Source organism: Halobacterium bonnevillei (assembly GCF_009831555.1).
In the GTDB taxonomy this organism is placed as follows: Archaea; Halobacteriota; Halobacteria; order Halobacteriales; family Halobacteriaceae; genus Halobacterium; species Halobacterium bonnevillei.
This window is the reverse complement of sequence record NZ_WUUU01000091.1, coordinates 1-11,860: the sequence shown is the minus strand read 5'-3', so window position 1 is coordinate 11,860 and position 11,860 is coordinate 1. Positions and strand designations below refer to the sequence as shown.

The 11,860-nt window shown below is 67.9% G+C and carries 9 protein-coding genes and 1 pseudogene; 5 read left to right on the top strand and 5 right to left on the bottom strand.

Features of this window, described 5'->3' with window-relative positions; translation table 11 throughout:
- The first annotated feature begins 245 nt into the window (after positions 1-245).
- Positions 246-2,459: a Sec-independent protein translocase TatC gene (tatC, locus tag GRX66_RS11530; RefSeq protein ID WP_233745481.1), complete on the top strand. Its 2,214-nt coding sequence runs from the start codon at positions 246-248 to the stop codon at positions 2,457-2,459.
- Here tatC and GRX66_RS11525 read toward each other — a convergent pair.
- Entirely contained in the window at positions 2,448-4,025 is a 1,578-nt protein-coding gene (locus tag GRX66_RS11525) for a S41 family peptidase (RefSeq protein ID WP_159526693.1), read from the bottom strand. The genes tatC and GRX66_RS11525 overlap by 12 nt on opposite strands.
- 118 nt (positions 4,026-4,143) lie before the next feature.
- Here GRX66_RS11525 and GRX66_RS11520 point away from each other — a divergent pair, with 118 nt between their 5' ends.
- Together GRX66_RS11520 and GRX66_RS11515 are read left to right on the top strand one after the other, a co-directional pair.
- Positions 4,144-4,341: a ribbon-helix-helix domain-containing protein gene (locus GRX66_RS11520; RefSeq protein WP_159526692.1), complete on the top strand. Its 198-nt coding sequence runs from the start codon at positions 4,144-4,146 to the stop codon at positions 4,339-4,341.
- The gene (locus GRX66_RS11515; protein WP_159526691.1) at positions 4,331-5,047 is read left to right on the top strand and encodes a queuosine precursor transporter; all 717 of its coding nucleotides are present in this window, start codon (positions 4,331-4,333) and stop codon (positions 5,045-5,047) included. The genes GRX66_RS11520 and GRX66_RS11515 overlap by 11 nt, the downstream gene beginning before the upstream one ends.
- 81 nt (positions 5,048-5,128) lie before the next feature.
- Here the strand turns inward: GRX66_RS11515 and GRX66_RS11510 are convergent, their stop codons facing one another.
- Positions 5,129-5,911 carry a 23S rRNA (uridine(2552)-2'-O)-methyltransferase gene (locus GRX66_RS11510; protein ID WP_159526690.1) on the bottom strand — a complete coding sequence of 261 codons (783 nt, stop codon included), beginning with the start codon at positions 5,909-5,911 and terminating at the stop codon, positions 5,129-5,131.
- Positions 5,912-6,095: 184 nt separating this feature from the next.
- The gene (locus tag GRX66_RS11505; RefSeq protein WP_159526689.1) at positions 6,096-7,565 is read right to left on the bottom strand and encodes a DUF4382 domain-containing protein; all 1,470 of its coding nucleotides are present in this window, start codon (positions 7,563-7,565) and stop codon (positions 6,096-6,098) included.
- A gap of 354 nt (positions 7,566-7,919) precedes the next feature.
- Here GRX66_RS11505 and GRX66_RS11500 point away from each other — a divergent pair, with 354 nt between their 5' ends.
- Together GRX66_RS11500 and GRX66_RS11495 are read left to right on the top strand one after the other, a co-directional pair.
- A complete protein-coding gene (locus tag GRX66_RS11500; RefSeq protein ID WP_159526688.1) occupies positions 7,920-8,663 on the top strand; it encodes a DNA polymerase sliding clamp in 744 nt (247 codons plus the stop codon).
- A 353-nt stretch (positions 8,664-9,016) separates the two neighbouring features.
- A complete protein-coding gene (locus GRX66_RS11495) occupies positions 9,017-10,054 on the top strand; it encodes a sodium:calcium antiporter (protein WP_159526687.1) in 1,038 nt (345 codons plus the stop codon).
- A gap of 50 nt (positions 10,055-10,104) precedes the next feature.
- Here the strand turns inward: GRX66_RS11495 and GRX66_RS11490 are convergent, their stop codons facing one another.
- Entirely contained in the window at positions 10,105-10,782 is a 678-nt protein-coding gene (locus GRX66_RS11490; protein WP_159526686.1) for an HD domain-containing protein, read from the bottom strand.
- Between the two features lie 144 nt (positions 10,783-10,926).
- A pseudogene (locus GRX66_RS11485) lies at positions 10,927-11,520 on the bottom strand (protein sorting system archaetidylserine decarboxylase); the annotation flags it as partial.
- Positions 11,521-11,860 lie beyond the last annotated feature (340 nt).

Below are 11,860 nucleotides of genomic sequence, written 5' to 3'. Positions count from 1 at the left end.
CGTCGCCGCCGCGCCCCGGTCAGCGTCGGTGCCGCTAGCGCTGTCGGCGTCGCTGCCGCTGGCGCTCTCGGCGTCGGCGTCGACGCGTCGGACGGCGGATGCGAGGCCTTCCCAGTCGGAACTGTCTCGCCCGCCGTCCGGTTCCTCGGCCATTCGTGTCCGTGCTTTGGCGACCGGTCCGTTATAGGCTTTCTTTTGGCTGTCGACGGGAAGATTGATAATTGCGAGTGGGCTAGCCGGACCCAATGAGTAGCTCCGGTTCGGGCATGATCGACCCCGGGACGGCTCGCGCCATCGATTCCGGGCGTCAGACGCTCGGGGTGATGCTCCGGACTGCACAGTCGCAACTCCAGCACGTCTTCATCGCGTTCGTCGTCGGGTTGCTCGGCGGAATCTTCGCGATGCGGTGGTACATCTGGCCGATGCTTGAGCGGGACCTCCTCGCCAACACCGCGGACGTCATCGCTCAGACGCCGTTCGACGTCATCCTCATGCAGGTGAAGATCGGCCTGTTCACGGGGGCATTCGTCGCAATTCCGGTCTTGCTCTTCCACGCGCGGAAGCCGCTGCAGGACCGCGAGATCATTCCCGACGTCTCCGTCTCCCGGGTGCACGTCTTCGGGGTGGCAGTGGTGTGTGCTGGGCTCGCCACGCTCGGCGTCCTGTACGCCTACTACCTGTTCTTCCCGCTGATGTTCAGCTTCCTCGCTGGCAACGCGACGGGAGCCGGCCTCGCGCCGAAGTACGGCGTCATCCAGTGGACGGAGTTCATCCTCTTCCTCGCGCTCTCCTTTGCACTGGCCGCCCAGCTCCCCCTGATTGTCTCTGCGCTCTCGTACTCCGGCATCGTGCCCTACGAGACGTTCCGCGACAAGTGGAAGTACGCGATCGTCGGCATCTTCGGGTTCGGGGCGTTCTTCTCGCCGCCGGACCCCTTCACGCAGATTCTGTGGGCGTCTCCGCTCATTCTCCTCTACGGCCTCTCGCTGTACCTCGCGAAGATCGTCGTGACGATGAAACGCGGCCGCGAGCACGTCGACGTCCGTGGCGTGTTCCGGGAGCGCTGGAACCGCGTGTTCGGCGTCGGCGTCCTCGGGTTCGCCGCGGGGTACGCGGCCGGCCAGTACGGCGGCATCGCGGCGTTCAACGACGGCCTCCGCTTCATCGGGTCGTCCGTGCGCGTGCCGACCGTCGCCGCCGCGCTCGGCGTCGACCGTCGACGGGCTACCTGCTGCTGGGCGCCTGTTCGCACTGGTGGCGCTGACCGGCGCGCTGCTGTTCTACGTGTACGTCGCCGTCGATCGCGCGCCCAGCAGGTCGCGGCGACCGGTCTCGGGCCGACGGCGGAGCCGGCGGAAATCGACCTCGACGTCCTCGACGCGGCCGGCGTGCGGGCGGCGCCCGCCGGGAGGTGTTCGAGTCCACTGTCCGAGGACGAGGCGCTGGCCACGGCCCAGCGCGCACTCGACGAGGACGACGACCAGAAGGCGCAGGCCGTCCTCGACCGGTTCGACGACGTCCACGCCGACGCGGACGGCGACGCCGACGCTGACGGGGCGGCGAGCGGCAGCGGCGGGGACGACGGCAGCGGTGGCGGCGGCTCGAACCCCGTCCAGAGCACCGCTGCGGGGATGATGGACGCGTTCACGGAGGAGGAGACCACCGAGGACGACATCGGCGGCTACTACTACGACATCCGGTTCATCCTCGGGAGCCTGCGGTCGCGAGCGTTCCGCATCGTCGGGTCCTTCATGGTGTTGATGGTCGGCCTCTTCGGGTGGCTGTACTACGGCGGCTTCGGCGACCTCCGGGACGACTTCATCGCGCGCATCCCGCAGGACGTCCAGCCGGCCGGCGACGTCGCGTGGCCGATCACGCTCCACCCGGTCGAGGCGTTGGTCTTCCAGGTGAAGATCTCCGTCGTGCTGGCGGTGGTCGGCGTGCTGCCGATCATCCTCTACTACGCGTGGCCGGCGCTCTCGGAGAGCGGACTCGTGACCGGTGATCGGCGCGCCATCGGCGTCTGGGGCGGCGGTCTCGTCGGCGGCCTCCTGTTCGGCAGCTGGGTCGGGTACTCGTTCGTCGCACCGGAAATCATCTCCTACCTGGTGTACGACGCGCTCGCCTCGGACATGATCATCAGCTACACGGTCAGTAACTTCGCGTGGATGGTGTTCCTGCTGACCGTCGGCATCGGCCTGCTCGTGGACATCCCCGTGACGATGGTGCTGTTCCACCTCGGCGGTATCGTCTCCTACGGGACGATGCGGCGGCGCTGGCGCGTCCCCGTCATCTCGATGTTCGCGTTCGGTGCACTCGTCACGCCGGACAGCCTCTACACGATGCTGTTGATCGCGCTCCCGATGGTGCTGATGTACATGCTCGGGTTGGGCATCCTCACCGTGATCACGCTCGGCGGACGTCGCGGCGGCGGGGCGTCGGCGCCCTCAAAGGGGTAGCGTACCGGCTGCGACGTCGAGCGCGAGGCGGACGCTGGCGTCGCTCGTGCGATCATACGCTTCGAATTGCTGGGGCGTGAGCGCGACGTCCACGTCGAAGACGGTGCCGTCCTCGCCGGGGAGGAACGCGTGGTACCGGAACGAGGTTCTGAATTCGACGCCGGTGTTCGATAGCTCCCCGAACAGCACGTCCCGCGGCCCGTTGGCAGCCTGTGCCGACGGCACGCCAGCGACGCGCGCGCCGAGTTTCGACAGCAGGACGGCGGGTTCGACGCCCGCGGAGAACGTCTCCGCGTCCGTCACGACGACGACGTTCTCGGGCGCGTAGAAGCCGTCGTACTCGCCGTCCTCGACGGCGGACGCGAACGTCTCGCTGACGGCCGTGAGTTCCTCGAGAATCGAGGCCCGTTTCTCGCTGTCTGGCGTGAAGTACGAGCCGAAGTCGAAGCCCGCGGGATTGTCGGTGTCCACCAGGGGGCCGTCGTCGCCGTACTGCGCGCGGTACGTCGCCGAGTCCTTCGAGACGCTGTACTGGTCGGCGGCCGCCTCGCCGAGGCCGTCGCTGCCGTAGAGCACCCAGGCGAGGATGTAAGCGGGCAGGGAACTCCCGCCGCCGTTGCCGCGCGTGTCCACGACGAGCGTCTCCGTGCCGGCGGCGGCCATCTCCGCGGCGAGCGACGTGAACACGGCAGTCGCTGCCGGGATGCCCGCGAGGACGTCCTCGACGTCGTCCGGGACGGGGTCGCCGACCACCTGGCGGTACGTCTCCCGCGGGTCGTAGAGGTCCGGCAGGTCGTCGTACATCGCGACGGCGGCCTCGATGGGCTCGCGGTGCGTCTGGCAGTCCGGGATGGTCAGCAGGGCTGCGTCGCCGCCGTCGAGCAGCCTGTACGCGGGTTCGCCGCTCGTCTCCGGGTGGTCCAGCGCCCGGTCGAGTGTCGCCGTCGGTTCTTCGGCGGGCGTGTGGTCGACAGTTCGTTCCACGCGCTCGCCGTCCGAGCGTTCGACTGTGAGGATCGGCGTGGACGCGCCCTCCGCCAGGAGTGCTCCGAGCATCCTCGGGTCAGGGCCGAGCGCGGCGCACAGCGACTGGCGGTCGCCGTATACGTTGTCGCTGCTCTGGGCCGCGGCCATCCGCTCCCGCAACGCCGGGACGCGGACGTCGTTCACCGCCAGGAGGCGGCCCCCGAGCAGGTCAGCGTGGTCGTCCTCGTAGACGGCGTCGACGTAGAGCGCGTCGCCGACGACTCGAAGGTCGAGTGGGAACCGGCAGTCGACGGCTGCGTGTGGGTCCCCCGGCACGTCAACGCTCGTGTGGCCGTCGCGGACGCGGGCGACGAACCGCTGGAGGCGGCGCACGAATTCGGCCTCGCGCTCGCCGCCCTCGGGGAGGTCGCGGACGAGTGTTTCGAGGCGCCTGTGGAAGTCGACCCGGCCGCCGTGACCGGCGTACGGGTCGGGGTGGGCGTCTTCGAGCGTCGCAGCGAGTTCGCGGGCGTCAGCCGCGAGGGCCGTCCTGCTGTACTTCTCTGGGGTTTCAGCGGCGTGCTGGGAACCGTCGGGCATCGTGGAACGTGACGACACACCGCCAGTTAACGGCTCGCAGAACAACGTTTCTGTCAGAACTGAATTACTTCCTCTCCGAGCCGCGCCGCTTATATTATCTGGGTATTATCAGTGGCGTATGCCCAAGATCAGCGTCGAGATGCCCCAGGAACTGCTGGAGGACCTCGACGAACACGTCGGCGACGACGGCAAGTTCGTGAACCGAAGCGACGCCATCCGCGCCTCCGTCCGGAAGACATTGGACCTCCTCGACGACATCGACGCCCGGCACGGCCGCCTCGACGACGACCGGAGGCCCGACGACGATGCGGAGTGAGGACCGCGTCCACGCCGGCCAGGTGGCGCTCGTCGGCCTGTTCGTCACCGCGCTCGTCACCGCGCAGTTGACGGCGTCGAAACTCCTCATGTTCCAGATTCCGTTCGAACTCCCGTACACGGGTGCCGCGCTCGTGATGCCGGGCGCCGCGCTGGCGTACGCGCTGACGTTCTTCGCGTCGGACTGCTACTCGGAACTGTACGGCCGGCGCGCCGCCCAGGTGCTCGTGAACGTCGGGTTCGCGATGACGCTCGTGATGCTCGTGCTCGTCTACACCACGATGGAAGCGCCCATCGCGCCGTTCTCCGGGGTCGGGCAGTCCGAGTTCACGGGCGTGCTCTGGTCGAGCGCGAACATCGTCACCGGCAGCCTGCTGGCGTACGTCGTCAGTCAGAACTGGGACGTGCTCGCGTTCCACGCCATCCGCCGCCGCACTGACGGCGCGCACCTCTGGCTGCGCAACGTCGCCTCGACTGCGTCCAGCCAGGCCATCGACACCGTCATCTTCGTGACTGTCGCGTTCTGGCTGGCGCCCGCGACGTTCGGCGCCGGCGACCCCTACGCGAGTGGCGAAATCCTCGCGCTCATCGTCGGCCAGTACGTCCTCAAACTCGCCATCGCCGTCGCCGACACGCCGTTCGTCTACGCCGTCCGCGAACTGCTCGGGGACGGCGACCCACTGGGCGGCGAACCCGTCACTGAGTAAGAACCCGGTCCTCGCTACTGCGTTGGAACGCCGGCAGTTCGGGACCCGGTCACCGAGTACCCGCCGACGCAGCTCGGAGAATCAGTCCGTGCGCTCGGCGAACCCGAAGTTCGGCTTCACGTCGGTCACTTCGATCTCGACGGTCTGGCCCGCTGCGGCCTCGGGCACGAACAGCGTGTAGCCGTCCGCGACCTTCGCGATGCCGTCGCCCTCGTCGCCCTCGCCGACAATCTCCACGTCGAGTACGTCGCCGGCTTCGACGGGCGCGTCCACGCGGTTCTTCCCGATGACGTACAGCTCGGAGGAGGAGTCACGGGACGCGTCGGGCGTGTACGTCGCCGCGAACGCGAACTCCTCCGCGACGTCCTCGCGGAACGCCTCGAAGTCCTGGCCGTCGAACACCTTCGCGACGAAGTGGCCGCCGTCCTGCAGCACGTCGCGTGCGGTGTCCAGCGCGGTGCGCGCGAGGTGCACTGAGCGCGCGTGGTCGAGGTTGTACTCGCCGGTCATGTTCGGCGCCATGTCCGAGATGACGACGTCGACGCCGCCCCGCCCCGCCTTCGCCGCGATCTCCTCGCGAGTGTCCTCGTCGGTCATGTCGCCGCGGATCGTCTCCACGCCCGCCTCGACGTCCTCGATGGAGTCGATGCGCTGGAAGTCCACGCCCAGGACCTTCCCCCGCGACCCGACTCGCTCGGCGGCGACCTGTAGCCACCCGCCCGGCGCCGCGCCCAGGTCGACGACCGTCGCGCCGCCGAACAGCACGCCGAACTCGTCGTCGATCTGCTGGAGCTTGTAGGCCGCCCGCGTGCGGTAGCCCTCCTGTTTCGACTTGTTGTAGTAGTGGTCCTTGCCGTTCCCCATAGTCAGTTATCACTGCTAGGGCGCCGGAACGGAAAACCGCGTCGTTGTCCCTGTAGACGCTCGCTGTGGAACGAACGCGGTCGTACCGCGACGGCTCTGCTTCGCTGGCGCGATTGCCGCGTGAGAAATAGCACCGCTGGCGCGCCGCGCGGCGCGCCGATCGTTCGTCGCCCGGTCGTCGCCGTTAGCTCGCAGTGGCGACGGTCATCGAGTCGACGACGACGGTCGTTCCGTCGGCGGTCACCGACACCTGCGAGTCGGTGCTGACGTTCCCGGGGACGGTGAACGTCAGTTCGCCGTCCGCGTTCGTCTCGCCGACGACGTCGCCGTCAACTTCGACGGTCGCGTCCTCGACGGGGTCGCCGTCGCCGTCAGTCGCCACGACGGTCACGTTCTCGCTGGCCGCGAAACTCCCCTGCAGGGTGACTGCGAGGTCCGCGGACTCGTTGGTCTGGTCGTCCACGTCGCGCTCGCCGTCGTCGCCGTCGTCGCCTTCGCGTTCGTCGTCCTCACCGAACTCGACTTCGAGTTCGCCCTCACCTTCGCCGTACTCGCTGTTCTCGCCGGTCGCGGCTTCCACCTCGAACTCCTCGGCGTCCGCCGGCACCTGCACCGTCGCGGTGCCGTTGGCGTTCGTCGTCACGGTCACGTCAGCGTCCTCGACCTCGACGGTCGCGTTCGAGACCGGGTCGCCGTCCTGCGTGACCTGCACGGTCACGTTCTCGCCGGCACGCACTTCGCCGACGGCGTTCACGTCGAGGTCGGCTTCGACGTCATCGCCGTCCACGCGTTCGATGGGGACGTCCGTGCCGGACTCGCCGGCGACCGGCTTCAGGATGTACTTCCCGCTGTTGCCCGCCTCGAACACCGTGATGTCGAAGACGAACTCGACGTTACTCTCCGAGTCCACCGTGAAGTCCTTGTTCAGGTGGAGTTTCTCGCTCGGGAGCTTCACGTTCACTTCCTCGCCGGTCTTCAGCGTCCCGTTGACGTCCTCGACGTGGACGAAGACCTTCTCGTACTCGCCCGCGGGCACGCTCATATTCTGCAGGAGGGTCGCGTTCGCGCCCTGCAGCTCGGTCAGGTCGACCGTGCGCGAGTCGACGTCGCGCTCGACCCACTCGGCGTTCCCCTCGCCGTCGTCCTCGGACTCAGCCTCGTCCTCGGACTCGCTCTCGGACTCCTCGTCGGTCTCAGAGTCGTCCTGGCTGTCGTCGTCTGATTCCGTTTCGGTTTCGGTTTCGGTCTCCGTGTCAGTGTCCGTCTCGGAGTCGGTTTCGGTTTCGGTCTCCGTGTCAGTGTCCGTCTCGGAGTCGGTTTCGGTTTCGGTTTCGGTTTCGGTCTCCGTGTCCGTCTCGGTCTCCGTCTCCGTCTCGGAGTCGGTCACGGTTTCGGTCTCCGAGTCCGTCTCGACGTCCTCGCTGGCGGACGCGTTCGCGTCCGCGTCACTGGTCTGCGAGAACCCGACTTTCGTGATCGTCACGTTCAGGGATTCGAACTGGTCGATTGCGTTCGCCTCGTCGCTGACGTAGAACGAGACTGTGCCACTGTCCTCTACCGTCGACTGCGTGCCGCTCTGGCCGGTGATGCCGCCGGCGCACCCGGCGAGCAGCACGAGCCCGGCTACGAGTAGTGTCGGTACGGTGCGGTTCATGTGCACTCGAGGCCACGACCCAGACGGACGTAAAGGGGGGAAGCCCTAAAGGCGTCTTCGGGCCGTCAACCGCCGGATTAAGCCGAATTAAGCCGGGTTGACGGTTCCGGACGGCCGCGCCGCGCCGCTCCGCCAACCCGGGCCGACGTTTCGCAGTCGCCGCGGCACTCGCGCGGGACTCCCGGTCACCCGGTAGCCGCCGATTCACCCGAGGTCATCTTTCCGAACGCACCCGTTCGCTCTTGAAACCGGCCGTCGCTGCCGGCGCCAGCGCGCTCCCAGCGCCATCCTGCGATTTACGCGCGCACGCGGAACGTGGGGCTTTTTATTCCCGGATTTCGTAGCGATTCCCATATGTTCAAGGCGATTGTGAGCGCCGACACGCTCCGGGAAACGCTCGACTCCGTGAGCGTGCTGGTGGACGAATGCAAGATCCACCTCGACGAGGACGGACTCTCCATTCGCGCGGTCGACCCGGCCAACGTCGGCATGGTGGACCTCGACCTCGGAGCCGCCGCGTTCGAATCCTACGAAGCGGACGGCGGCATCATCGGCGTCAACCTCTCCCGACTCGAGGACATCGCCGGGATGGCCGACTCAGACCAGCTCGTCCAGCTCGAACTCGACGAGGAAACCCGCAAACTCCACATCCAGATCGACGGCCTCGAGTACACGCTCGCGCTCATCGACCCCGACTCCATCCGGCAGGAACCCGACATCCCCGACCTCGACCTCTCCGCGAACGTCGTCATCGAGGGCGCCGACATCGACCGCGCCGTCCGCGCCGCGGACATGGTCTCCGACCACATCGCGCTCGGCGTCGACGCCGCCGACGAACTGTTCTACGTCGACGCGGAAGGCGACACCGACGACGTCCACCTCGAACTCACCCGCGACCAGCTCATCGACCTCGACGCCGGCAGCGCCCACAGCCTGTTCAGCCTCGACTACCTCAAGGACATGAACAAGGCCATCCCGAAGGACGCCGAGGTCGAACTCGAACTCGGCGACGAATACCCCGTCAAGATCCACTACGACATCGCCGAAGCGCAGGGCCGCGTCACCTACATGCTCGCGCCCCGGATCCAATCAGACTAACGCACTCCTCCTTCGGTCCGCTTCGCGCTCACGGCTCCGCCGTTCGCGCATCCCGAGGCGCGTAGCACCTCGCGTCCCTCAGTCGTCGGCCCGCGCTCCCTACGGTCGCGCGGTGAACCGCTCGCCTCGGGTTGTTTCGAACCGCTCACGGGTCGCTCCGCTCCCCGTTCGCGGAGTTCGAGCGCTCGTTCCTCGCGCCGCGCCGCTCGGCTCGCGGCTGCTAGCTGTGACCGATGCTCCGGTCGTTCTATGCGAACTGCGCGTTCTTCATGGACTGAATCGTGCGTTGCGCCGGGGGTACCGGCCGTCCGAGACACGCACAATTATACGCCCCTCATGCGATGCTGGGGACGATGGTCCTCGGTGGCCTGCTGCCGGACGCGACAGCCGTCCACGTGCTCGTCGTCGTGGTGACGTCCGCGCTCATCTGGCTGGGGAGCGGGTGGCTCGAACGAGCAGCGGAAGCGCTCTCACTGCACTACGGGCTCCCCGCCGTCGTCCAGGGATCGGTCGTCGTCGCGCTCGGGTCGAGTTTCCCCGAGTTCGCCAGCGTCGTCTTCACGGCGCTGGCGGACACCTTCAACATGGGCGTCGGCGCGATCGTCGGGTCCGCCATCTTCAACATCCTCGTCATCCCCGCGCTCTCCGGCATCGCGGCCGAGGGCGACCTGGAAGCGGACCGCACGGTCGTCTACAAGGAAGCGCAGTTCTACATGATCGCCGTCTCCGCACTCGTCATCACGTTCGCGCTCGCAGTCATCTACATCCCCGACCCCACCGGGCCCGCGCTCGCCGGCCAGATCACGCGGCCGCTGGCGATGCTTCCGCTGCTCGTGTACGGCCTCTACCTCTTCATCCAGTGGCAGGACGTCGGCGACTACGACGCCCCCGAAGTCACCGAGAAGATACGGCTCCGCCGGGAGTGGGGGCGTCTCGCGGCCGGGCTGTTCCTCATCCTGGTGGCGGTCGAACAGCTCGTCGGGAGCGTCGAGTCGCTCGGCCAGACGTTCGGCATCCCCGAGTTCCTCGCCGGCGTCGTCATCGTCGCGGCCGCGACGAGTCTCCCGGATACGCTCGTGAGCGTCCGGTCGGCGAAGGCCGGCAAAGCCCGTACCAGCCTCGGGAACGTCCTCGGGTCGAACACGTTCGACCTCCTGGTCGCGATTCCGGTGGGCGTCCTCATCGTCGGCACCGTCACCGTGGACTTCGCGGCGGCCGTCCCGATGCTCGGCGTGCTCACGCTCGCGACCGTGCTGTTGTTCGCCATCCTGCGCACCGACCTCTCGATGACGCGCCCCGAGGCCTACGCCCTGCTGCTCGCGTACGGCGTGTTCGTCGCGTGGATAATCGCCGAGACGGCCGGCGTGACGGACCTCCTCAAGGGCGGCTAGGGCCAGCGCTGCATCCCACGGCCAGGGCGCGGTGTCGCCGCACCAGGCTGTCAGGCCTCACCGTACCACTCCTTCTCGAAGCGGTCGGCGAACGCCTCGAGGAACGCGTGGCGGTCGGCCGCGATCTCCCGGCCGGTCTCCGTGTTCATGTTCTCGCGGAGGCGCAGGAGTTTCGCGTGGACGTGGTGGTACGTGCTCGCGGGGCCGTCGTGGTCCTCGTGGCCGTCTTTCTCGTAGGGGTCGTTGTCGGGGAGCGGCCGGTCCGGGTCCCAGAGGAGGTTGCCGTGCGCGCCCCCGAACTGGAACGCCCGCGCGACGCCGACGGCGCCGATGGCGTCGAGGTTGTCCGCGTCCTGCAGGACTTCCGCTTCCACGGTCTCGGCGGCCATCGGGTCGTCCTCGAAGCCGTACTCCTCGTGGACGGCGACGCAGTGACAGACCGCGTCCCGCATGGCGTCCGGGACGGCCGCGTCCGCCAGAATCTCCCGGACTTCCGGGATGGTCTCCTCGGGATGGGTGAACCCGTCGCCGCGCACGCGGTGGAGGTCGTGGACGAGGCCGGCGACCCCGACGACGCGCGGATTCGCGCCCTCGGCCTCGGCGATGCGGACGCCGAGGCGGTTCACGCGCCACGCGTGGTGCATGTCGTGGCCCGACGAGTCGCCGTCGAGGTGGGCAGCCATCTCCGCGGCCACCCGGTCGAACAGGGATTGCTCGGAACCGCTCATGCGGGCGTCTCTAGCGGCCCGCCACAAAACTCACTCGCTGCCCGACAGCGCCGCGTTCCCGCTACGGTCCCCACTCCGACCCTCGCTACGGTCTCCGCGCCGGTCCCCGACTGCGCGTCCCGCGAGGCGGTCGCGCGCCCCGTCCTCGCGGCGTGCGAGTACTGTTTCGCCTGCAGCCACCTTCTCTCCGGGTTCCACCGCGACGTCCTCGGGCCCGAACTCCGCCGGGAGAATCACGTCGGCGCGACTCCCGAAGGAGATGTGACCGATGCGGTCGCCGCGCGCCACGTCCTCGTCGGCGTCCACGTAAGGGTGGATGCGTCGCGCGAACGCGCCGGCGATGAGCACCACGCTGTACTCGTCGAACTCGAAGCGCACGCGTTCGTTGTGCTCGGACTCCTTGTCGAACGCCGGGCGGTGGCCCCCGGATTCGTGTTCGACGCCCTCGACCGTGCCGTCGAGGGGCGCGCGGTTGACGTGGACGTCGTGGACGTTCATGAACACGCCCAGGCGGACGCGGCCGTCCTCGGTCTCTCGAATCACCGAGATCGTCCCGTCGGCTGGCGAGACCGCCCCCGGGCCGTCTGGCCTGCGGTCCGGGTCGCGGTGGAACCAGAGCACGAACCCGGAGAGCGCGAACCCGAGGACGCCCCACAGCGACGAGATGGCGAACAGCGCCGCGCCGAGGACTGCCGGCGGCAGCGCGTACGCCCACTTCCAGAAGCCGCGCGCGAACATACCCCTACAGTGGACGCCCGGCACCGATAGGCCTTCGGTCGCTCGCCGCCGCTGGCCGGCTCGCGCACGAGTGCACCCGTCCGCTCTGGTCGCCGGAGCGCTCGTCCCGGAGCCGGGGTGTTTATCGGCGTTCGCTCGCAAGGGTGACAGCGATGAAGGCGCGCCACGCACGCTACCCGTTCCTCGGCGAAGGACGGAATTCGATTGGTATGTGTACAAGGAGGCCACCGGGAAACACCAAAAATTACACATGAATAGTTTCAATGTCTGCGAGACTAAAAGTCGGGGATGGTCAAAACCAAACAGCTACAGTAACAAATCCGATTTCTTGGTTTGCGCC

What these genes read in the sequence shown, in the direction of transcription:
- tatC (WP_233745481.1), top strand. Translation starts at nt 246, where the DNA reads ATGAGTAGCTCCGGTTCGGGCATGATCGACCCCGGGACGGCTCGCGCC.
- GRX66_RS11525 (WP_159526693.1), bottom strand. Translation starts at nt 4,025, where the DNA reads ATGCCCGACGGTTCCCAGCACGCCGCTGAAACCCCAGAGAAGTACAGC.
- GRX66_RS11520 (WP_159526692.1), top strand. Translation starts at nt 4,144, where the DNA reads ATGCCCAAGATCAGCGTCGAGATGCCCCAGGAACTGCTGGAGGACCTC.
- GRX66_RS11515 (WP_159526691.1), top strand. Translation starts at nt 4,331, where the DNA reads ATGCGGAGTGAGGACCGCGTCCACGCCGGCCAGGTGGCGCTCGTCGGC.
- GRX66_RS11510 (WP_159526690.1), bottom strand. Translation starts at nt 5,911, where the DNA reads ATGGGGAACGGCAAGGACCACTACTACAACAAGTCGAAACAGGAGGGC.
- GRX66_RS11505 (WP_159526689.1), bottom strand. Translation starts at nt 7,565, where the DNA reads ATGAACCGCACCGTACCGACACTACTCGTAGCCGGGCTCGTGCTGCTC.
- GRX66_RS11500 (WP_159526688.1), top strand. Translation starts at nt 7,920, where the DNA reads ATGTTCAAGGCGATTGTGAGCGCCGACACGCTCCGGGAAACGCTCGAC.
- GRX66_RS11495 (WP_159526687.1), top strand. Translation starts at nt 9,017, where the DNA reads ATGGTCCTCGGTGGCCTGCTGCCGGACGCGACAGCCGTCCACGTGCTC.
- GRX66_RS11490 (WP_159526686.1), bottom strand. Translation starts at nt 10,782, where the DNA reads ATGAGCGGTTCCGAGCAATCCCTGTTCGACCGGGTGGCCGCGGAGATG.